Here is a 21,963-nt window from a genome sequence, read left to right on the forward strand (position 1 = left end):
TCTGTGGATCGGTGAACACAGGGCGCGAGGGGGAGCAGGGCGGGCCTGCGCGGCCGAACAGCTATCCGCTCAAGCAGTCGCGTCGCGACCCAGAAGTCGGACATATAGCCACAAAGAGAATCAAATCTCCTTCGGTGTTCCCTGAAAGGACCACATCCACATGACGGTGACTCGTGAGGTCGTCCTGGAGCTGGAGTGCGACACGGATGGTGTCGGCTCGGCCACCGTTACCTGCAGCCCCAATGGCACCCTGATCTCCACGAAGGGGGCCGGACTGAAGGCAGCGTCGGTGCGCGAACTGGAGAAGGTGCCTAACAAGGGCTGACTGCAGCCCCCTGCAGCCGGCTCGCCCTCGTGTCGTGCGGGCGAGGGCTCCCGCCCGCACGACACGGCCAGATCCCCCCTCCCCCACTCTGTCGCCTCAGGCGACACGCGGCTTCAGTTGTTGAAGTCCTCATGCAGCGGCGACGCCGGGCACCCGAAGCTCGGGGTTCGGTAGCGGCGTGAGCGTCGTCGGCCCATGACACCAGGGGATTGAGGGCCCGAGATTCGGGAGTCGGGATCCGAGCGGTCCATGCAAGGAATGGGCGGTGAGGCTTACCCACCCTCCCGCCCAGCTCGCGCGTACACACGCGTAACCACAAGCACTGACTTTGCGCAACTGGGTCGCCACGCCCTGCTGTTGATGTGTAGCGTGCGCCACAACAAACAACCCCGGCCGGTGCTCGCAACACCTGGCCGGGGTTTGACCACCTAGATCAAAGGCCTGATCTCGTGGCTGTCGCCAACCCTACCGCTCCCCCCATGGCCGCGTCCGGATACGGCAAGCGGACCGCACCCGATCAAGCCCCGCGCTCCCGGGACGACTTCGCTCACCTCCCCGCCCGTGAGGCGTCCATCGCCGCTCACATCGACCGGCTTCCCGACGGCGCCGCCGTCGACATCAAGACGCTCGCCAAGGAGCTCCCCGCCTACGGGCAGCAGGCCGTGGCCTCCGCCCTCAAGGCCCTGTCTGCAGCCGGGCACCTGCGCCGTTTCAGGGAGGTCGTCGGCGAAGGCCGTACGCAGTGGGTGTCACGCTCGTACTTCTCGCGCACTGCGCGGGGCGACGCTTGGTGGGCGGCCTTTCTCGCCCGCAACTCCTGCCAGCCCGCGCCCCCGCCGGCCGTACCCTCGACCCGGGAAGCGCCCCGGGACAAGGCGCGAAACGAGTACTCCCCCGCGTACATCGCCCTGGCCACGCTCGGCTGCTCCGACGCTCGCCTGACGCTCTCCGCCGCCGAGTGCTCCGCCCTCGAAGACCTCGCCGCCGGGTGGTTCGCGCGCGGCATCACGCCGCTGGAGTTCGCACGGATCCTCACGGCCGGGCTCCCTGACGTCATCCACTGCCCGGGTGCGTTCACCCGCAAGAGGCTCCACGACAGGATGCCACCCGAGATCCCCCGTCCCGTACATGCGGAGGCGCTGGAACCCCCGTGCCTCATGGAGTGCACCGGCTGCGGCGTTACCGGCCGCCCCGAAGCCCTCCCCGGCGGCCTGTGCCGTTCCTGCCGCGGCGACGTACCACCCTCGGAACCGCTCGACGAGGCGCGGGCAGCCGCCGTCCGCGACCGTGTCGACGAGTTGCGCGCACTGTCCCGCGCGGGTCGCTGAGTACCGCCGCACCCCGGCCCGACGGCACGCTGAAGCTCACGGTGCCTGCGAAAGCCGACGGTCGGCTTCTGGTTGGCGGCCACGCACAGCGGCATACAAGCCGTCTGCCGTCTGCCATCACCGTTGTAGTGCGGGTCAGAACAGGCTGGCAGCGGGGGACAGGTGGGGGGGCCTGGGCCGGTGGGTGAAATGTGCGGCCGGTGGGAGGCTGGCCGCCGTACTCACGCCGTCACGGATGCGGCTGCGTGAGGAGACCGCACCGCCCAGTTGTGGCTGAGGGGGAGCGGGCTGCTGCCGCGATGTGGCTAAGGCCGGTGGGGGCGCTCCGCTCAGCTCGCCGCCGTCGTAGCTGAGCGTCCGACTGCGGCCAGCAGCCCCAACACGACCCCTTCGCGAGGAGATGGGCGGGTGAGACTGCGTGCTTCTCAGACGAGACTGATCCCAGCCTGAGCTTTGATCGTGTCCACGGCTTCCTGGGTGAGCAACCGCAGAGGGACGACCGTCCAGCGATTGCCCTTACGCATGATCAGGGCTTGTCCGTCCCGGGTTCGTCCCACGTGGATGAACCCATAACCACGCCGCAGGTCCTTCGCCAGATGCTCACCGTGGATCACGGGGCACTTCCCTTCGCGGTCCTATCGTCCGCAGTCGAGGACCAGACATCACCGTCCTGAGACACCCGGGTATCGGGGTCAGTGGGAGTGCCCTGATTCTCTTGCGGGTCCCAGCACTCGTTCCCGTTCTGCTTACCCATCCCTGCGTATCCCTTCCTACCCATCAACGGATGGCAAGGGACCGACTCCTTGCTGCAGAACCACCCGTCCGGTTTTCAGCCGGACGCTCAACGGACCGACGCCTCCGTTCAGTCGCAGTCGGCCATCACCGCGGCCAGTTGCCGCCTGTTGATGATGGTGCCCTCCCCCATGCATCGCCGTACCTGAAGCCTGTTTCAGGCCGCCTCTCGCGGCCCGGGTGCCGGTGCTTGCGGTGGCGGCGGCATCCCGGCCACCGCGCCGCAAAGCAGTGGCTGTGCGGGATGCCGACCGGCATGATCGAGCTGTGTCGGACAGGAAACGCGCAGCTGCTGTCATCATCCGCGACGGCAAGCTGCTGATGGTCAAGGAACGAGGCATCGGGCCCACCGGGCGCCATGACGGACAGGAGTACTGGACGTTGCCCGGCGGGGGCATCGCGCCCGATGAGAGTGCAGAACAGGCTGCGATGCGAGAAGTGCGCGAAGAGGTCGGGCTGCACCCCCTGTCGGCGGAATTCCTCTACGACGTGCCGTATCCATCGGGCTGGACCGCCTGTTACAGCGTCCGGGTCACTGACGGAGAGCCCCGGCTGGGGATCGACGGCGACCTGGACTGCGACTGTCCGCGCATGACCGGGCTCACCTGGGTACCCCTGCCTCAGACCGTTTCAGCCGCAGCGCCGCTGATGGTGCCGACACTGCTCATGGCGACGCCCGGCCCGTAAGCGGGGGCGCCCGGCCGTACGCGGAAGCGCAACCACGCGGCTACGCCCCGCGCTCCGCCCACGCCGCCCCATGAAGTTAGCTTTGGGGGAGGTCGTTGTCCTTTGATGCGGAGGTGCGGGATGGCTCAGGTTCCTACGGCTGTTGTTGCTGCTGGTGGGCTTGTCGGTGGGTATGGCGTTGCTCGGTGGACGAAGAAGCGGCCGCTCGGTGGGGTGGCGCTGGCTGTGGCCGGTGGTGTGGCTGCTCGGCAGTGGGCCGGGAAGGTCGGGGCGCCCAAGGCTGCTGCGCTGACCGGGCTGTACGTTGCCGCGTTCGCCGGGTCGCATCCGCTGGCCAAGAAGGTCGGGGCCTGGCCGGCCGTGTTCGGGGTGGCCGGGGCCGTGGCCCTGGCCTCTTGGGTGGCCGAGAGCCGGGCTTGATGGGCAGGGCAGGGCTTCGGGCGGGGTTCTTCCGCCCGAAGCCCTGCCTCGCTGCCTACGCCGATGCCTCCGTCAGGCGCTTCAGTTCCGCGTCCGTCAGCTTCAGGTCCGCCACCGCCAGCAGCGGCTTGAGCTGCTGCACCGTGCGGGCGCTGGCCAAGGGGGTCGCCACGGTGGGCCGGGCCGCGAGCCAGGCCAGGGCGACCGTGGCGAGCTCGGCCCCGTGGGCCGCTGCCACCTCGTCCAGGGCCGTCAGGACGCGCTGCCCGCGCTCGGAGGCGAGATACTCGCCGGCCTTCCCCGCGCGTGCGCTGTCCACCGTCTTGCCCGGGCGGTACTTGCCGGTGAGGAAACCCGAGGCCAGGGCGTAGTACGGGACGGCTGCCAGGCCGTGCTTCTCCGCCACGGCCGCCAGGTCGCCCTCGTAGGTGTCGCGCGAGACCAGGTTGTAGTGGGGCTGAATCGCCACGTACTTCGCCAGGCCGGTCGTCTCCGAGAACTCCAGCGACTCCTGCAGGCGCTCCGGCGTGATGTTCGAGGCCGCGATCTCGCGGACCTTGCCCTCCTTCACCAGCGCGTCGAGAGCGGTGATGAACTCCTCCACCGGCACCGACGGGTCGTCGTAGTGCGTGTAGTAGAGGTCGATGTAGTCGGTACGCAGGCGGCGGAGGGATTCCTCCACGCCCGCCTTGATCACCGATGCGCGCAGGCCCCGCGGCTCCGGGACGCCCGCGCCGACCTTCGTGGCGAGGACGATGTCGGCACGGTTGCCGCGCGAAGCGAACCAATTGCCGATGACGGTTTCCGACTCGCCGCCCTCGTTGCCCGGGACCCAGGCCGAATAGACGTCGGCGGTGTCGATGAAATTGCCGCCCGCCGCCGCGTACGCGTCGAGGACGGCGAAGGATTCCGCCTCGTCCGCGGTCCATCCGAAGACGTTGCCGCCGAGGGCCAGCGGGTGGACGGAGAGGTTGCCGATCTTCTTGTGAATGTCAGCCATGCATCACTTCAGCGTCCTTGCGGGAGTGGGTATTCCATTTCCGCTCCTCGCCACCCCCTGCGGTACGCCGCCCGCCGGTCCCGCGCCCGCTACGGCTGCAGGCCCCTGTTCCTCAGCCACCCCAGCGGGTCGATCGGCGCGCCCCCGCCCGGCCGCACCTCCAGGTGCAGGTGCGGGCCGGTGACGTTGCCCGTCGCACCGACACGACCTATGACCTGGCCCGGAGCGACCTTCCCCGACGTGACGACCATCGACGACAGGTGGCAGAACCACAGCTCCGTACCGTCGTCGAGCCTCAGGACGATGCGATAGCCGTACGCCCCCGCCCAGCCGGCTTGAACGATCTTGCCGCCGCCGACCGCCCTCACCGGCGTGCCGGTCGGGGCTGCGAAGTCCTCCCCCGTGTGGTTCGCGGACCACATGTTCCCCGCCTGGCCGAAGCCGGCCGTCAGGGTGTACGAGGCGAGGGGGAGCTTGAACGCGCCGGAGGTGGAGTGGCGAGCCGCCGGGGCGGGAGCGGGAGCCTGAGCGGGAGTGGCAGCCTGAGCGGATCGCTGCTTCTTCGGCGTCTGCTTCTTCGGCGTCTGCTTCTTCGCCGTCTGGTGCTGCGGTGCCTCTTGCTTCGCCGTCTGCTGCTGCTTCGGTGCCGCCGCCCGCGCCTGCGGCTCCTCGGACGTCTCGGGCGCCTCGGCCCCCTCCCGCTCCTTCTCCGCCTCCGCCGCCTTCCGCTCCGCCGCCTTCTTCTGCGTCTCCGCGGCCTGCCTCACCTGCGCCGCCTGCGCCTCGGCCACGGCCACGCCCTGCTGGTGGTCGGCCTGCTCCAGGATTCTCGCCCGGAGCGCCTCACCCGCCGTCGCCGCGCTCTCGGCCATCTGCACTGCGGCCGATGCGCTTTCCTCACCGGCGAATTCGGCGTCGGCGGCGGAATCGACCGAGCCCGCCGCGCTCCCCGCGAAGAACGAGCCCACTCCCGGCAGCTGGGCCAGGTCGGGCATGGATATGGACGTCGCCGGGCGGTCCTGGGCGTGCGCCATGCCGCCCGCGCCGACCGCCGCGATGACGCCCACACCGAGCACCGCGCCGCTGCGGGCCATCGTGCCGCCGCGCTGCTTCACGACGCGGTGGCGGCCGCGGCCCGTGCCGAAGGCGTTGTAGACGGACGGCCGGTAGGAGGTGGGGGTGGACGACGGCTCGGGGTCGTACGCGGTCCCCGTCTCGTACCGCAGCCCCGGCCGGGGCTCGGGCTCGGGCTCCGGGTCGTACGGGGGTACGTACGCCGGGACCAGCGGCGGGTCGTACGCGGCAGGCTCGTTGGATGCCACGGAGGCACTCCTTTCCTTCCTTCTCGCCTACCGGGTTAGCTGACGGGTTCGGAGCAGGAAGGTCTCCTACGGGCCGCGCGCGGCCCGATTCACCCCAGGGTGGTGGTTCCCCGGTTCCCAGAACTTGCCGGCGTATCAGGTGGTGCTGTGCCCGCGGGATTCGGCGACGGCGCACGGCGCATCGCCTCTTGCGGCGTTGCGACAACCGCGCTCCGTTATCGAACGTTAATAGACGTGCCGGGTGGATTCCAAGCCGAACGCCCGAATCCACCGATGCCCTCGGGCACGTCTTCACGGGATGTGCGCCCGCGGAACCTGTCGATACTTTCTACGAAATGCTGTTCGATCCGCTCGCCGCGCCGGATCGCCAACAGCGCCATGTCGTCCGCGGCCTGACCCTCCGAATGGCGCGCGACGTCCGCGACCAGGGCGTCCAGCAGCGCCTCCGGGTTCTTGAACCGGCAGCCCGTCAGCCCGGCCCGGAGATCGTAGAACGTACCGCCGGCGTCCCTCGCCTCGGTCACCCCGTCCGTCATCAGCAGCAGCATCGACCCCGCGGGGAACTCCCGCTCCTCCGCCCGGTCCGGCCACACCCCCAGCTCGCCCAGACCGAGCGGCAGCGCGGGGACGGCGGGGTCGGCCACGCCGATGCGGCCGTCCGCGTGCAGCAGGAGCGGTGAGGGGTGGCCGCGGTTCAGCAGCCGGAAGACGGGCTCCCCCGGCGGCAGCTCCGCCAGTACGGCCGTGGTGAAACCCTCGGACCGGTCCACGGCGTCGGCGCGCAGGTTCGCCCGCCGCGCGCCCTCCCGCTGGAGCGCGTGCTCCAGCCGTCCCGCGAGCCCCTCCAGCGTGGGCTCCTGCTCGGCCGCCTCCCGGAAGGCGCCGATCACCACGGCGACTGCCTCGACCGCACCCAGGCCCTTGCCGCGGACGTCGCCGACGATGACGCGTACGCCGTACGGGGTGTCCTGGACCGCGTACAGATCGCCGCCGATCCGGGCGTCCGCCTGGGCGGCGACGTAGCGCGCGGCCACGCGGAGGCCGCCGATCCGGGACGGGGGCGCGGGCAGGACGGCGCGCTGGGCCGCCTCCGCGATGCCCCGGGCGGAGGCGAGCTGCTGATCGCTGCGACGGGCGATGCGGTTGATGCCGAGCGCGACCAGGGAGACCGCACCGATGGTCGCGATCTCGGCCAGCGCCTCACCGGTGTCGGACGGCCGGTGGTAGAACACGAGGCCGACCGCGACCGCCACGGCGGCCAGGGCGGCCGTGACCGTGACGCGGAGGGTGTGCAGCGGCGCCGCGACGAGGGGCGCGGCGGAGAGGAAGGGGGCGCACGTGTAGTGCGCGGGCGCCCCGAGGTCGAAGAGTACGGCGCCGACGATCAGAACGGCCGGGAGCCTGCGGACGGCCCGGCGCACGGCCGGGCGCGCCGTACGGCGGAACGTGCTGCGCCTACTGGTGCCGCTGGACGCGCCACCGCCCGCGCCACTGCCACTGCCACTGCCACTGCCACTACCCATGCCCCCGGCGGCGCCCCCGGCAGCACGGCGGGCAGAACGGCTCTCTCGCTTGCCCACCGCACTCTCTCCTGACCGGCAGTCCCGCACGTCACGACCTCCCACCCTTCCGGGCGGGAGGTCGGCAGGCGAACGGTGCTGGGCCAACCGGGGAGGTAAGCCCCGGAGGAGGTGAAGCAAGGGCCTTACGAGGAGCGGCGCTCCCGTGCGCCCCCGGCGCCCCGGCCGGCACCGCTCCTGCCGGCACCCCGGCCGGAAGCCGCACCGGAAGCGCCACCGGACGCCCGCCCGGCACCCCGGCCCGAGCCACCCGAACCGCCCGAACCGTAAGACGCAGAGGACGACGAAGAAGACGACGAAGACGACGACGCCCCGGAAGACATCTCCGTACGCACCCGGCCACGACCGCCACGCCCGCCGCGCGAGCCACGGGTGCCCCGGGAGCCGCGCGACCCGGCAGCAGCCGCAGCCCCACCGGCGGACCCGGCGCTCGCGCCGCCCCCGCCCGACCGCTTCCGCGGCGTCGACTGGGCCGGCACCGGCGGCGCGATGACCACCGGCACGCCGCTGGGCTCCTGGGCGCCCGTGATGCGGACGAGCTCCTCGTCCTTCGGGCCGACCGTGACGACGTTCGGGGAGATCTTGGCCGTGACCATCATCCGGCTCATCTCGCGGCGCTGCTCCGGCAGCACGAGCGTGACGACCGTGCCGGACTCGCCCGCGCGGGCCGTACGGCCGCCGCGGTGCAGGTAGTCCTTGTGGTCCATGGGCGGGTCGACGTTCACGACGAGGTCGAGGCCGTCGATGTGGATGCCGCGCGCGGCCACGTTCGTGGCGATCAGCGCGGTGACTTCCTGGGTGCGGAAGAGGTCCAGGGTGCGGTTGCGCTGCGGCTGGCTCTTGCCGCCGTGCAGGGCGGCGGCGCGCACGCCCTCGGACAGCAGCTTCTTCACCAGGCGGTCGGCACCGCGCTTGGTGTCCACGAACATGATCACGCGGCCGTCGCGGGCGGCGATCCGGGTGACCGTGTCCTTCTTGTCCGTCTCGGTGACGTGCAGCAGGTGGTGGTCCATCGTGACGACCGCGCCCACCGACGCGTCGACGGAGTGCGTCACCGGGTCGGAGAGGAAGCGGCGGACGAGCCGGTCGACGTTGCGGTCGAGGGTCGCGGAGAACAGCATCCGCTGCCCCTCGGGGTCGACCTGGTCCAGCAGCTTGGTGACCTGCGGCAGGAAGCCCATGTCGGCCATCTGGTCGGCCTCGTCCAGGACCGTGATCCGCACGTCGCCGAGCTTGCAGTCACCGCGCTGGATGAGGTCCGCGAGCCGCCCGGGGGTGGCGACGAGCACCTCGGCGCCGCGCGCGAGCGTCTGGGCCTGCCGGCCGATGGACATGCCGCCGACGACCGTGGCCGTCCGCAGGTTCACGGCGGTGGCGTACGGGGCGAGCGAGTCGGTGACCTGCTGCGCGAGCTCGCGGGTGGGGACGAGCACGAGGGCGAGCGGGCGGCCGGGCTCGGCGCGGCGGCCGGCCGTACGGGCCAGCAGGGCCAGGCCGAACGCGAGGGTCTTGCCGGAGCCGGTGCGGCCGCGGCCGAGGACGTCACGGCCGGTGAGCGAGTTCGGCAGCGTCGCGGCCTGGATCGGGAACGGCTCGGTGACGCCCTCGCGGGTCAGCGTGGAGAGCAGACCGGCGGGCATGTCCAGGTCGGCGAAGGACGCCACCGGCGGCAGCGCCGGGGTGGTGCTGACCGGGGTCTCGAAGTCGCCCTGGGGGGCGGCGGCGGGCTTGCGGCGCGACGACTGGGCGCCGACGCGGCCGCCCTGCTGGGAGCTGCGGTTCTGCTGGGCACCACGGTTCTGCTGGGGGCCGCGGGGGCGGGCGGGGCGGGCGGAGCGAGTCATACGGGTGGGACCTTCCCTCAATGGGGGTGGCACGCCCGAAAGGGAGACTTCGCATCGCGAGACCGTCCGGAACGAGAACGGTCGGACGGCGGAAAAGCCTGGGCGCGCTGGTGCGGGACGACGGCCGGCATACGGGCGCCGGCCGGCGCAGGGGCAGCAATGGGGCCCGCACCCCGAGGTGCGGGCCCCATTGCCTGGTGCTTCATGCGGAGCCCGGGACCGCCGTCAGACGGACCGGGCGGGCATCATCGTCAGGCAGCGACGATGTTCTCGGCCTGCAGGCCCTTCTGGCCCTGCGTGACGTCGAAGGAAACCTTCTGGCCCTCGAACAGCTCACGGAAGCCGTTGGAGGCGATGTTCGAGTAGTGGGCGAAGACGTCGGGGCCGCCGCCGTCCTGCTCGATGAAGCCGAAGCCCTTTTCCGAGTTGAACCACTTCACGGTGCCAGTAGCCATGTCTATCTCCTTAGTGGATGCAAATGGGCCCCACACCGGACAAAGACCGGCAAAAACAAAAATGCGCCCTCGGTTCACATAACCGTCAGGCGCACACGAGTTCATGGGTACCACAACTGAAACGTCAGTTAAGCGTAGCACACGTCGGCGGCCCCCGTTTCACCCGCCCGCCGACGGTGCGCAGCCCCGCGGCAGCCCGGTGCCGCTACAGCTCCACCACAGCCCGCTACGGCCCCACTACAGCTCCACGCCCTGGGAACGGGCGTGACGGTCCGCCGCCACCTCGGCCTCCGCCTCGTCCAGATAGACCTCGCAGACCAGGCGGCCGTCGGCGTTCATATTGTGCTCCAGCTCCCACAGGCTGAGCTCGCCGCCGCCCTCCAGCAGGAAGGCGTGCTCGTAGAAACGGCACCAGGTGGCATCGCGCCCGGGGCCACGGCGCCGCGGCTTGGTGATCAGCGCGATGTGATGGCCGAGCGCCCCCTGGAGCAGCTCGCGCACCACCTCGCCCGGCCCGTCCTCGTTCTCCGCGCGCCGCAGCAGCCGCCGGGCGTGGTCGGGCGAGGCGTCGGAGACGTACTCCCGGCGGGGCTGCGCCGGCCCCATGGCCAGCAGCAGCTCCTCCGCCAGCCAGGCCGGCAGCTCCTCCGTCTCGCTGCCGGGGCCGATCCCGCCGCCGATCCGGTCGTGCACGCGCCGCTCGGCCCGGTCGAGGACGTCCTCGTCCGCGTACAACTCGTAGAGGAAGACGTCCTCCGGCCCGGTGTTGTGCTCCAGCTCGAACAGAAGCAGGCTGCTGCCGTCCGCCAGGAGGAAGACGTGGCGGTACGAATTGCAGCGGAGGGGGCGCCGGTCGTCATTGCGCTGGCGGTACGAGCGGAGCTCGGCCTGATGCATCAGCGCCGTCCGCAGCCGGCCGAGCATCCGCTCGTCGATCTCGAAGCCGTTCTGCGCCCGCCCCAGCAGCGCCTCCACATGCTCGATGGGCGAGGTCTCGGCTCCCGCCGGCCCGCCCGGTCCCTGGCCGTGCTCCGTGCGCCCCCTGTGCGCCCTGTACGCCGGGCTCTGGTTCCCCCACTCTGCTCGCTCGCTTCCGCTGCCGTTCTCACCCGCTCGCGAGTTCTCCATGCCTCCGACCTCCCGGACCTCGCCGCGCCCACCCCGCGCACTTACCGTAGCGGCGCGAACACGGGACCGGGGCGGGGTTCGGGGGAACTGGGTGCGCAGAGGCCCGGGCACGCGGGGGGCGTCCAGCGGTGGCTCAGGGGGTGGGGCGTGCGCGTGCTGTGCGCCCCCCCTGGCCCGGCGGGCCGGGTGAGGCCGCCCGGCGGGGCCCTACAGGGCGCCCTACAGGGCTCCCGCACCTATCACCCGTTCACCCGTTATCGCCCGTTCACTCGTTCACCCGCCGCGGCGTCACGATCGGGAACACCGGGTTCGGGTAGGTCAGATAGCCGAAGACGGTGTCCGCGGCGGCCTGGTCGTCCACCTCGATGCCGTTCCCGACCGCCGCATCGAAGTTCTTCTTGAAGTCGAAGCCCTGCGTCAGCACCTCGTCGAGCGCCGCGCGCGAGAGGGTGATGGTCGCCTGCGGCTTGCCCGCGAAGAGGTCCTCCCCGTCGACGTATACGAGCACGCCGTTGCGCAGGGTCGTGGTGCACTGCCGGCCGGTGCCGTTGAACACCCAGCGCAGCACGATCGGCGACCGCTGCTCCGCGGCGGCCCGGGGCCCGTCCACGCTCTTGGCCATCGACGAGAAGATCTGCTCCAGGGACATGCTCTTCACGAGGTCCGAGGCGCTGTGCGGGACGGGCTTCTGCGGCCCGTTGCGGAGCTCTTCGGCGCCGGTGAGGTAGAAGTTGCGCCAGGTGCCGTTCTCCGCGCCGTACCCCAGCTGCGTCATGGCATCGGCCTGCAGGGCCTTGGCCGCGGCCAGGACGTCGGCGGGGACGAGGGACGGATCCGCGGGGTCCGCGGAGGCGAAGATGACGTGGTTGAGCAGCTCCAGGACCCAGCGGTACTGCGGCGGCTCCGCCTCGTACGCCTGCCGCGCGGTCCGTACGACCTCCTCCGCGCCGCCCATCGCCCGCACGTACCGGGCGCCGGCCTCGACCGGGGGCAGCTCCCAGAGGTGGGCGGGGTTGCCGTCGAACCAGCCCATGTAGCGCTGGTAGACCGCCTTGAGGTTGTGGCTGAGCGAGCCGTAGTAGCCCCGGTCGTACCAGTGGTTGCCCAGCCCGGGCGGCAGCTCCCGGAGCTTCTCCGCGATCTCGATCCCGGTGTAGCCGTCATTGAGCAGGCGCAGGGTCTGGTCGTTGAGATAGCCGTACATGTCCCGCTGGTTCGCGAGGAATTCGAGGATGCTCTCCTTGCCCCAGCGCGGCCAGTGGTGGGAGGCGAATTCGACGTCGGTGTCCTCGCCGAAGGTCTGGATGGCCTGGGTGAGGTACTTCGACCACGCGTGGGCGTCCCGGACCTGAGCGCCGCGCAGGCTGAGGATGTTGTGCATGGTGTGCGTCGAATTCTCGGCCATGCAGAGGGTGCGCAGCTCGGGGAAGTAGAAGTTCATCTCCGCCGGGGCCTCGGTGCCCGGGGTGAGCTGGCAGATGATCCGGACCCCGTCCACGAACAGCCGGTACAGGCCGGGCCGCCACGGGATGACGTCCTGCGGCGTCCACTCGCTCTCCGGAGTGGGCTGGTGCTGCGAGCCGCCTACGTAGTCGGTCGGCGGGATGAGTGTCACCTCGCCGGTGGAGATCGTCAGTCCGAGGCCGGAGCCCACCTGCCCGTCGGGGCCCTTGTCCAGGCCGGCCGCGTACATGTAGCCCGAGCGGCGGCTCATGGCCGGGCCCGCGTAGACGTTCTCGCTGACGGCGTGTTCCACGAAGCCCTCGGGCGCGTAGACCTTCAGGTCGGGCGCGATGACGTCCCTGGTGTCGTTGAACAGGCCGCGGGAGCCGCCGAAGTGGTCGACGTGGCTGTGGGTGTAGATGATCGCGGTGACGGGCCGGTTGTCGTTGCACGTCTCGCGGTAGAGCCGCAGGGCGTGCTGCGCGGTCTCGTAACAGGCGAGCGGGTCGATGACGATGATGCCCCGGTCGCCCGTCACGATCGTCATGTTGGACAGGTCGTAGCCGCGGACCTGGTAGATGGTCCGGCCCTTCGAGGCGGCGACGTGGAACAGGCCGGCGACGGCGGTGAGCCGGCCCTGCCGCCACAGGCTCGCGTTGACGGACGGCGGCGGTACGTCCCCGCCGTCCTCGAGGAACTCGTAGCCGGCGAAGTCCCACACGGCGCGCTTGCCGTCGCGGGAGAGGATGACCGGAAGGTCTCGCGGCGGCGGGGCCAGCAGTCCGCGCGTGGCGTCGGCGAAGTCGCCGGTGCTGGGCGGAATGGTCTCGATGACCCCGCGGTTCGCCTCCGCGACGGCCGCGGACGGCTCGACGGGCTCTACGGGCTTGGCGCGCTCGGTGGGTTCGGTGGGTTCGGTGGGTTCGCTGGGCTCCTGCGACCGGGCGTTCTCAGGCATACGACGTTCCTCCTTGGGACATGCGGAAGCTCCGCGTGTGCGGCGGAAGAGTGGTGCGTGTGGCGCCGTACGGGTGCAAGGTGCGACATCGACGCTATGAAGCGGTGGAACGTCGCACAAGGAACACGATCAAGCCAGGAAGCCGGGGCGGAAGGCGGTCCGGAAGGGGGCCGGAATGCGGAAGCGCCCCGCCCGGCAAGTACCGGGCGGGGCGCTCCTTCGCAGGTCGGAGGGGGTTTCCCTCGCCCGCATCGGGTAGGCCGTGTGGGACTCGAACCCACAACCAATGGATTAAAAGTCCACTGCTCTGCCAATTGAGCTAACGGCCCGCACCCCGCAGCATAGCCCGGCCGACCGCGTTATCCCGAGTCGTTATGGCCGATGCGTCGGACGGGAGCGCAGACGCAGCGGGGCCCGTACGCCACCGAAGTGCCGTACGGGCCCCAAATCACCTGCGGTTATCAGCCGTTGCGCTTCCAGCGCGGCTTGTCGTCGCGGCGGCCGAAGGAACCGGCGCCACCACGGTGGTCGTCGCGGCGGCCGGTCGGGCGGTCGTGGCCGCCGGAGCGGAAGCCGCCGCCGGAGGGACGGTCGTCACGACGGTCGCGGTTGAACGGACGGTCGCTGCCGCCGGAGCGGAAGCCGCCGCCGTGCGAGGGGCGGTCGTCGCGGCGGAAGCCACCGGACGGACGGTCATCGCGGCGGAAGCCACCGGAGCGGTTGTCATCACGACGGTCATCGCGGCGCTCGTCACGACGGAAGCCGCCCGACGGACGGTCGTCACGACGGAAACCACCGGAGCGGTTGTCATCACGACGGTCATCGCGACGGAAACCACCGGACGGACGGTCGTCACGACGGAAACCACCGGAGCGGTTGTCATCACGACGGTCATCGCGGCGCTCGTCACGACGGAAGCCGCCCGACGGACGGTCGTCACGACGGAAACCACCGGAGCGGTTGTCATCACGACGGTCATCGCGACGGAAACCACCGGACGGACGGTCATCGCGGCGGAAACCACCGGAGCGGTTGTCATCACGACGGTCATCACGACGCTCGTCACGACGGAAACCACCGGAGCGGTTGTCGTCGCGGCGGAAGCCACCCCGGTCGTCGCGGCGCTCGTAGTTGCCCCGCTCGTCGCGCGCGGGCGCGGCCTGCGCCGGGACGGACGCGGCGGCAGCGGCCTCCTCCTCGGCCTTGGCCTCGGTGGCGGCGGCCTCGGCGGCAGCCGCGACGGCGGCCTCCGGGTCCTCGCCGCGCTCGCGGGCGGCGCGCGCCAGGAGGCGGTCGGCCTCGTCGCGCAGCTCGGAGGCGCGGCGCTGCGCGCGCTCCAGCTGGCGGGTCAGCTCGGCCAGGTCGCGCTCGGCCTGCTTGGCGGCGTTGGCGGCGGAGTCGGCCTGCACCTCGGTGAGGGAGCGGGCGCCGGTGATCTTGGCGACGTCCTCGTCGAAGGCGCCGGCACCGCCGACGATGTGGCGCGAGGCGTCGACGCCCGCGTCCTCCATCAGGCGGAAGATCTGCTTGCGCTGGTGCGGCAGGGCCAGGGAGACGACCGTGCCGGACTGGCCCGCGCGGGCCGTACGGCCGGAGCGGTGCAGGTAGTCCTTGTGGTCACCGGCGGGGTCGACGTTGAGGACCAGGTCGATGCCGTCGACGTGGATGCCGCGGGCGGCGACGTCGGTGGCGACCAGGCAGTTCACGTAGCCGGCCTTGAAGTCGTCGAGGACGCGGCTGCGGGCGCCCTGGGTCATGCCGCCGTGCAGGGCGTCGGCACGGACGCCGGCGTCCAGCAGCTGCTCGGCGACGCGGTCGGCGCCCAGCTGGGTGCGGACGAAGATGATGGTGCGGCCCTTGCGGGCGGCGATGGCGGCGGTGACCGGCGCCTTGTCCTTCGGCTTCACGACCAGGACGTGGTGGGTCATGGTGGTGACGGCACCGGCGGAGGGGTCGACCTCGTGCGTGATCGGGTTGACCAGGTAGCGCTTGACGAGGGTGTCGATCTCGTTCTCCAGCGTGGCGGAGAACAGCAGGCGCTGGCCGCCGGCCGGCACCAGGTCGAGGATCTCGGTGACCTCGGGCAGGAAGCCCATGTCGGCCATCTGGTCGGCCTCGTCGAGGACGGCGACCTGGACCTTGTCGAGCGAGGCGGCGCCGCGGTTGATGATGTCGCGCAGACGGCCCGGGGTGGCGACGAGGATGTCGACGCCGCGCTCCAGGGCGTAGATCTGGTTGCCCATGGACGTACCGCCGCAGACGACCTTCATCTTCAGGCCGAGCACGTCGCCGTAGGGCTGGAGGGCGTCCGCGACCTGCATCGCGAGCTCACGGGTCGGGGTGAGGATCAGGCCGCGGGGGCGCTTCTTCTCGGTGTGGCCGCCGGCCAGGGTGGACAGCAGCGGCAGACCGAAGGAGAGGGTCTTGCCGGAGCCGGTGCGGCCGCGGCCGAGGATGTCCTTGCCGGCCAGGGCGTCCGGGATGGTCGCGGCCTGGATCGGGAAGGGGGTCGTGACGCCGTTCTGCGCGAGCTTGCGGACGATCGCGTCGTCCAGGCCGAGGTCACCGAAGGTGATCGTCGGCTCGGCGGGCTCGGCGGCGGCGTCGGTGTCGACGGCCTCGGCGGCGGTGTCGGAGGAGGCGAGATCCGCGGTGGTCTCCGCGGTGACGGCGTCCGCCTCGGCGACGATCTCGTCGCTCGCGGGCATGACGGTCTGCTCAGTGGAAATGGACATGCGAAATGCGAAACCTTCCGGAGTTTCGGCACGCGCCCAAGCTCCGTGTCGGCTTCACAAATGACCGCCTCGATGCGGTCAGCCACGGCAAGGTAAGGAACGCGCCACACGGCGCGCTTCTGTTAGGCGCCGGGCAAATGGGATCAAACGATCTACCACCATACGCACTCACCACCGCCGGACGCAACCCGCTGCCCCCGTCCGGCCGCATGGCCTACGCCACAGGGCCCGCCGCCTGGGGGCCCGGCTGGGGCGACGGGGGCGCCGAGGAGGCGGGGGGCTGGGTGACGGGCGGCTGCGGCGTGGGGGTGGTCGACTGGGGCGCCGGCTGGGTGGAGGCAGGCGGGCGCCCGGGCGCGGGGACCGTGCCGGCCCCGTTGCCCGGCTGCTTCGGCTTCTTGCCCGGCTTGCCGGTGCGGGCGTCCGGCGAGGCCCCGGCGGGCGAGGCCGAGGGCGTCGCCGACGCGGACGGGCTGGTGGCGCTCTTCGCCGACGGACTGCCGCTCGCCCCCCGCGCCGAGCGCGCGTCCGCCTGCCCCGGCCGCCCGCCCGGAAGCCGCACCCCGCCGTCCGGCTCCGGCCCCGCCTCGCGCTGCTTGCCCGCACCCGGCGACGGAGCGGGCCGCTCCGGGTCGCTCACGCTCATGCACCCCCCGAGGGCCAGGGCCGCGACGGCGACGGCCGCGATCCGGGTGACGGCTGCGCGGGGCGAGGTGGGGGGCATCGGGGACCGCCTTAGGGCTACGGGTCGCATCGGCGACGCGTACGGACCGCATCGGCAACGCATGAAACAGGCGCCCTGCCCAACTGAGACCGCCCCGCACAGGACACGCGCGGCACGCGGTCACCTGACCGGCTCTTTACCCGCTTACCCCGCTCACCTTTACCCGCTCACCTTTACCTGCTCACCATTGCCCGCTCACCCGTAGCCGAGCGCGTGCAGCCGCTCGTCGTCGATGCCGAAGTGGTGGGCCACCTCGTGAACCACCGTCACCTCGGTCTCCTCCACCACTTCCTCCCTGGAAGAGCACAGCCGCAGCGTCGGCCCGCGGTAAATGGTGATCCGGTCCGGCAGGACCCCCGCGTACCACTCGCCGCGTTCGGTCAGCGGCGTCCCCTCGTAGAGGCCGAGCAGCTCCGGGTCCTCCGTCGGCGGCTCGTCCTCGACGAACACCGCGACGTTGTCCATCAGCCGCGTCAGCTCCGGCGGGATCCGGTCCAGGGCCTCGGCGACCAGTTCCTCGAACTCCTCGCGCGTCATCTCCAGCACGCTCGCCATTGTCCGGCACGTCCCTCCGTACGGCCCCTGCGCCGCCCCTGCCCGCCCGTCGCGCCGCCTCCGTCCACCCCGTCGCGCCGCGTCCATCCACCCCGTCGCACGGCCTCCGGGAAACCGTTTTGGCGTTCCCCCTCTCCATCCCATATGCTTCTCACGTCCCCGAGGCGCTGCGAAGCGCCCAGGTGGGCCATCAGCCCTCATCGTCTAGTGGCCCAGGACGCCGCCCTTTCAAGGCGGTAGCACGGGTTCGAATCCCGTTGGGGGCACGCTTTACCGTGTGCGAGACTAGTGCTCGCACATAGCAAGGTCCTGTGGAGCAGTTTGGAGTGCTCGCCACCCTGTCAAGGTGGAGGCCGCGGGTTCAAATCCCGTCAGGACCGCTGCAAGTACCCTGGTGCTTGCTTCCCCTAGGTCTCCGACCTGGGAGATGCCCCTAGGCTGGGTAGCTCAGTTGGTACGAGCGTCCGCCTGAAAAGCGGAAGGTCGCCGGTTCGACCCCGGCCCCAGCCACAGTGAGCCCCCCGTCCTCGACGGGGGGCTCAGTGCTTTTCCGGGCCCGCGGGGGCGCCACCGCGCCCCTAAATGGGTTCGCCGCTTCCCGGCGCGTGGTGCGATCCTGGACTTCGTATGTCTACGCAGCCTGCCGCCCACGCCGCCTTCGCCGACCTCGCCGCCCGCCTGCCCGAGCTGACGCTGCGCGACGCGCAGCGCCTGGGGCGGCGGCTCGACGGGGCCCGCCGCATCCGCAAGCCCGAGGCCCGTGCGGCCGTCCTGGCCGAGATCACGGCAGAGGTCGGCACGGCCGAGCTGCGCGTCGCGAGCCGCCGCGCCGCCGCGCCGGCCGTCACCTATCCCGAGCAGCTCCCCGTCAGCCAGAAGAAGGACGAGATCCTGGCGGCGATCCGCGACCACCAGGTCGTGATCGTCGCGGGCGAGACCGGCTCCGGCAAGACCACCCAGATCCCCAAGATCTGCATGGAGCTCGGCCGCGGCGTCCGGGGACTGATCGGGCACACCCAGCCCCGCCGGATCGCCGCCCGCACGGTCGCGGAGCGCGTCGCGGAGGAGCTGCGCACCCCGCTGGGCGAGGCGGTCGGCTGGAAGGTCCGCTTCACCGACCAGGTCGGCGAGGACACGCTGGTCAAGCTGATGACGGACGGCATCCTGCTGGCCGAGATCCAGACGGACCGCGAGCTGCGCCAGTACGACACGATCATCATCGACGAGGCGCACGAGCGCAGCCTCAACATCGACTTCATCCTGGGCTACCTCGCCCAGCTGCTGCCGCGCCGCCCCGACCTCAAGGTCGTCATCACCTCGGCCACCATCGACCCCGAGCGGTTCTCGCGCCATTTCGGCGACGCGCCGATCATCGAGGTCAGCGGGCGCACCTATCCGGTGGAGGTGCGGTACCGGCCGCTGCTGGAGGAGAATTCCGGCGATTCCGACCGCGATCAGATCACGGCGATCTGTGATGCGGTGGAGGAGCTGCAGCGCGAGGGCGACGGCGACATATTGGTCTTCCTCTCCGGCGAGCGGGAGATCCGCGACACCGCGGACGCCCTGGAGAAGAAAAAACTCCGGTTCACCGAGATCCTGCCGCTGTACGCCCGCCTCTCGCACGCCGAGCAGCACCGGGTCTTCCAGCGCCACACGGGCCGCCGGATCGTCCTCGCGACGAACGTCGCGGAGACGTCCCTGACGGTGCCCGGCATCCGCTACGTGATCGACCCGGGTTTCACCCGGATCTCGCGCTACAGCCACCGCACCAAGGTCCAGCGGCTGCCGATCGAGGCGGTCTCCCAGGCCAGCGCGAACCAGCGCAAGGGCCGCTGCGGCCGTACGTCGGACGGCATCTGCATCCGGCTGTATTCCGAGGACGATTTCCTCGCCCGCCCGGAATTCACGGACGCGGAGATCCTCCGTACGAACCTGGCCTCCGTCATTCTGCAGATGACCGCGGCCGGGCTCGGCGACATCGAGAAGTTCCCGTTCATCGACCCGCCGGACCGCCGCAACATCAAGGACGGCGTCGACCTGCTGGTCGAGCTGGGGGCGCTGGATCCGGCGCAGAAGGACCCGAAGAAGCGGCTCACGCAGCTGGGCCGCAAGCTCGCCCAGCTCCCGGTGGACCCGCGGCTGGCCCGCATGGTCCTGGAGGCCGACCGCAACGGCTGCGTCCGCGAGGTCATGGTCATCGCGGCCGCGCTGTCCATCCAGGATCCGCGCGAGCGACCCTCGGAGAAGCAGGCGCAGGCCGATCAGCAGCACGCCCGCTTCAAGGACGAGACGAGCGACTTCCTCGCCTTCCTGAACCTGTGGCGCTATGTGCGCGAGCAGCAGAAGGCGCTGTCGTCGTCGGCGTTCCGGCGCATGTGCAAGTCGGAGTTCCTGAACTACCTGCGCATACGCGAATGGCAGGACATCTACTCGCAGCTGCGGACGGTCGCGAAGTCCATGGGCGTCCACATGGCCGAGGAGGACGCGGCCCCGGACCGGGTGCACCAGTCGCTGCTGGCCGGCCTGCTGTCGCACATCGGCCTCAAGGACACCGAGAAGAACGATTACCTGGGTGCCCGCAGTGCGAAGTTCGCCGTGTTCCCGGGCTCGGCGCTGTTCCGCAAGCAGCCGCGCTGGATCATGTCGGCGGAGCTGGTGGAGACCTCGCGGCTGTGGGCGCGGGTCAATGCCAAGGTGGAGCCGGAGTGGATCGAGCCGCTCGCCCAGCACCTGGTGAAGCGCAATTACAGCGAGCCGCACTGGGAGCAGAAGCAGGCGGCCGTCATGGCGTACGAGCGGGTGACGCTGTACGGCGTGCCGATCGTCGCCCAGCGGAAGGTCAATTACGGGCGGATCGACCCGGAGACCAGCCGCGAGCTGTTCATCCGCAACGCCCTGGTCGAGGGCGACTGGCGGACGCACCACCAGTTCTTCCAGGACAACCGCAAACTGCTCGGCGAGGTCGAGGAGCTGGAACACCGCGCCCGCCGCCGGGACATCCTGGTGGACGACGAGACGCTCTTCGACTTCTACGACCAGCGGCTGCCCGAACACATCGTCTCGGGCGCCCACTTCGACTCGTGGTGGAAGCACAAGCGGCGCGACGAGCCGGAGTTGCTGAACTTCGAGCAGTCGATGCTCATCAACGAGAACGCCGAGGCCGTCACCAAGGACGACTATCCGGATTCCTGGCGGCAGGGCCGGCTGAAGTTCAAGGTGACGTACCAGTTCGAGCCCGGGGCGGACGCGGACGGCGTGACCGTCCACGTTCCGCTGCAGGTGCTGAACCAGGTCTCGGCCGAGGGCTTCGACTGGCAGATCCCGGGGCTGCGCGAGGACCTGGTGACGGAGCTGATCCGTTCGCTGCCCAAGCCGATCCGCAGGAATTACGTACCGGCGCCGAATTTCGCCAAGGCCTTCCTGGACCGTGCCGTCCCGCTGCAGGAGTCGCTGACGGTCACGCTGGCGCGCGAGCTGCACCGGATGACGGCGGTCCGGCTGGACCCGGAGGACTTCGACCCGGGCAAGGTCCCCGAGCACCTGAAGATCACTTTCCGGGTCGTCGACGAGCGGCGCCGCAAGATCGCCGAGGACAAGGACCTGGAGGCGCTGCGGCTGCGGCTCAAGCCGAAGACGCAGGCGGCGATCTCCAAGGCCTTCGAGCAGGCCGCAGGGGCCGCCAAGGGCGGCGGCACCGGCGGCGGCGCCCCGGAGCAGCGCTCGGGGCTCACGTCCTGGACGGTGGGCACCCTGCCGCGCACCTTCGAGACGCGGCGGGCCGGCCAGCCGGTCAAGGCGTACCCGGCGCTGGTGGACGAGGGCTCCTCGGTCGCGGTGCGGCTCTTCGACACCGAGCAGGAGCAGCGCGAGGCCATGTGGCGGGGCACCCGCCGGCTGATCCTGCTGAACCTGCCGTCCAACCCCGCGAAATTCGCCCAGGACAAGCTCGGCAATCAGCAGAAGCTCGCCCTGTCGCGCAATCCGCACGGCTCCGTCCAGGCGCTCTTCGAGGACTGCGTCTCGGGTGCGGCCGACAAGCTGATGGCGGCGCACGGCGGGCCCGTCTGGGACGAAGAATCCTTCCGCAAGCTCTTCGACGCGGTACGGGCGGACATCGTGGACGCCACGCTGGACGCCATCCGCAAGGTGCAGGAGGTGCTGGCCGCCTGGCAGGCGTGCGAGCGCCGGCTGAAGGCCACCACGAGCCTGTCGCTCATGTCCTCCCTGTCGGACGTCAAGGAGCAGCTGGCGGGGCTCATCAAGCCCGGCTTCGTCACCGCCCACGGCGTGCGCAGGCTGCCGGACCTGCTGCGTTATCTCGTGGCGGTCGACCGGCGGCTCACCCAGCTGCCTTCCAACGCCGACCGGGACCGCGCCCGGATGGCGAAGGTGAAGGAGATGCAGGACGAGTACGCGTGGCTGCTGGAGCAGTTCCCCAAGGGGCGGCCGGTGCCCCAGGAGGCGCTCGACATCCGCTGGATGATCGAGGAGCTCCGCGTGAGCTACTTCGCCCACGCCCTGGGGACGGCGCACCCGGTCTCGGACAAGCGGATCGTGAAGGCCATCGATCAGCTGGCGCCCTAGGCGGCGCAGGGGTGCGGGCGGCCCTGCGCCGCGGTGCGGAACCCGTTCGGGGCCGCTTCCGTGATCGGGTTCGACCGCACCCC

The 21,963-nt window shown here is 70.9% G+C and carries 16 protein-coding genes, 4 tRNA genes and 1 riboswitch; of the genes, 8 read left to right on the top strand and 12 right to left on the bottom strand.

What is annotated here, in order from left to right:
* Positions 1–160: 160 nt before the first annotated feature.
* Complete coding sequence (locus FGW37_RS14925) at positions 161–325, top strand: hypothetical protein (RefSeq protein ID WP_179081498.1); 165 nt, start codon at positions 161–163, stop codon at positions 323–325.
* A 479-nt stretch (positions 326–804) separates the two neighbouring features.
* Positions 805–1,653 carry a hypothetical protein gene (locus tag FGW37_RS14930; RefSeq protein WP_179081499.1) on the top strand — a complete coding sequence of 283 codons (849 nt, stop codon included), beginning with the start codon at positions 805–807 and terminating at the stop codon, positions 1,651–1,653.
* A 425-nt stretch (positions 1,654–2,078) separates the two neighbouring features.
* On the opposite strand, the gene FGW37_RS14935 is transcribed toward FGW37_RS14930, so the two are convergent.
* On the bottom strand, positions 2,079–2,267 hold the full coding sequence (locus FGW37_RS14935; RefSeq protein WP_179081500.1) for a hypothetical protein: 189 nt from the start codon (positions 2,265–2,267) through the stop codon (positions 2,079–2,081).
* A 445-nt stretch (positions 2,268–2,712) separates the two neighbouring features.
* Here FGW37_RS14935 and FGW37_RS14940 point away from each other — a divergent pair, with 445 nt between their 5' ends.
* Positions 2,713–3,132: an NUDIX hydrolase gene (locus FGW37_RS14940; protein WP_179081501.1), complete on the top strand. Its 420-nt coding sequence runs from the start codon at positions 2,713–2,715 to the stop codon at positions 3,130–3,132.
* A gap of 120 nt (positions 3,133–3,252) precedes the next feature.
* Positions 3,253–3,552, top strand: coding sequence for a hypothetical protein (locus tag FGW37_RS14945; RefSeq protein ID WP_179081502.1), 300 nt, complete (start codon positions 3,253–3,255; stop codon positions 3,550–3,552).
* 55 nt (positions 3,553–3,607) lie between these two features.
* On the opposite strand, the gene FGW37_RS14950 is transcribed toward FGW37_RS14945, so the two are convergent.
* From FGW37_RS14950 to FGW37_RS15000, 11 genes are all read right to left on the bottom strand, one after another.
* Positions 3,608–4,552, bottom strand: a complete 945-nt coding sequence (locus FGW37_RS14950; RefSeq protein ID WP_179081503.1) for an aldo/keto reductase — start codon at positions 4,550–4,552, stop codon at positions 3,608–3,610.
* Between the two features lie 89 nt (positions 4,553–4,641).
* On the bottom strand, positions 4,642–5,874 hold the full coding sequence (locus tag FGW37_RS14955) for a M23 family metallopeptidase (protein ID WP_246430396.1): 1,233 nt from the start codon (positions 5,872–5,874) through the stop codon (positions 4,642–4,644).
* A 9-nt stretch (positions 5,875–5,883) separates the two neighbouring features.
* Positions 5,884–6,017, bottom strand: a riboswitch (cyclic di-AMP (ydaO/yuaA leader).
* Positions 6,018–6,089: 72 nt separating this feature from the next.
* On the bottom strand, positions 6,090–7,397 hold the full coding sequence (locus tag FGW37_RS14960) for a PP2C family protein-serine/threonine phosphatase (RefSeq protein WP_179081504.1): 1,308 nt from the start codon (positions 7,395–7,397) through the stop codon (positions 6,090–6,092).
* 182 nt (positions 7,398–7,579) lie between these two features.
* Entirely contained in the window at positions 7,580–9,298 is a 1,719-nt protein-coding gene (locus tag FGW37_RS14965; RefSeq protein ID WP_179081505.1) for a DEAD/DEAH box helicase, read from the bottom strand.
* A gap of 251 nt (positions 9,299–9,549) precedes the next feature.
* Positions 9,550–9,753, bottom strand: a complete 204-nt coding sequence (locus tag FGW37_RS14970) for a cold-shock protein (RefSeq protein WP_030367061.1) — start codon at positions 9,751–9,753, stop codon at positions 9,550–9,552.
* Positions 9,754–9,990: 237 nt separating this feature from the next.
* On the bottom strand, positions 9,991–10,881 hold the full coding sequence (locus tag FGW37_RS14975) for a DUF6227 family protein (RefSeq protein WP_246430397.1): 891 nt from the start codon (positions 10,879–10,881) through the stop codon (positions 9,991–9,993).
* A 265-nt stretch (positions 10,882–11,146) separates the two neighbouring features.
* The gene (locus FGW37_RS14980; RefSeq protein WP_179081506.1) at positions 11,147–13,282 is read right to left on the bottom strand and encodes an alkyl/aryl-sulfatase; all 2,136 of its coding nucleotides are present in this window, start codon (positions 13,280–13,282) and stop codon (positions 11,147–11,149) included.
* Positions 13,283–13,538: 256 nt separating this feature from the next.
* A tRNA-Lys gene (locus FGW37_RS14985) sits at positions 13,539–13,611 on the bottom strand.
* Positions 13,612–13,743: 132 nt separating this feature from the next.
* Positions 13,744–16,017: a DEAD/DEAH box helicase gene (locus FGW37_RS34150; RefSeq protein ID WP_425506532.1), complete on the bottom strand. Its 2,274-nt coding sequence runs from the start codon at positions 16,015–16,017 to the stop codon at positions 13,744–13,746.
* Between the two features lie 214 nt (positions 16,018–16,231).
* Complete coding sequence (locus FGW37_RS14995; protein ID WP_179081507.1) at positions 16,232–16,741, bottom strand: hypothetical protein; 510 nt, start codon at positions 16,739–16,741, stop codon at positions 16,232–16,234.
* 195 nt (positions 16,742–16,936) lie between these two features.
* Positions 16,937–17,287, bottom strand: coding sequence for a metallopeptidase family protein (locus tag FGW37_RS15000; RefSeq protein WP_179081508.1), 351 nt, complete (start codon positions 17,285–17,287; stop codon positions 16,937–16,939).
* 202 nt (positions 17,288–17,489) lie between these two features.
* On the opposite strand from FGW37_RS15000, the gene FGW37_RS15005 reads away from it, so the two are divergent.
* From FGW37_RS15005 to hrpA, 4 genes are all read left to right on the top strand, one after another.
* Positions 17,490–17,562 (top strand) — tRNA-Glu (locus FGW37_RS15005).
* A gap of 39 nt (positions 17,563–17,601) precedes the next feature.
* Positions 17,602–17,676 (top strand) — tRNA-Asp (locus FGW37_RS15010).
* Between the two features lie 56 nt (positions 17,677–17,732).
* A tRNA-Phe gene (locus FGW37_RS15015) sits at positions 17,733–17,806 on the top strand.
* 117 nt (positions 17,807–17,923) lie between these two features.
* On the top strand, positions 17,924–21,880 hold the full coding sequence (gene hrpA, locus FGW37_RS15020) for an ATP-dependent RNA helicase HrpA (RefSeq protein WP_179081509.1): 3,957 nt from the start codon (positions 17,924–17,926) through the stop codon (positions 21,878–21,880).
* Positions 21,881–21,963 lie beyond the last annotated feature (83 nt).

The sequence above is a fragment of the Streptomyces rectiverticillatus genome, assembly GCF_013394065.1.
Taxonomy (GTDB): domain Bacteria; phylum Actinomycetota; class Actinomycetes; order Streptomycetales; family Streptomycetaceae; genus Streptomyces; species Streptomyces rectiverticillatus.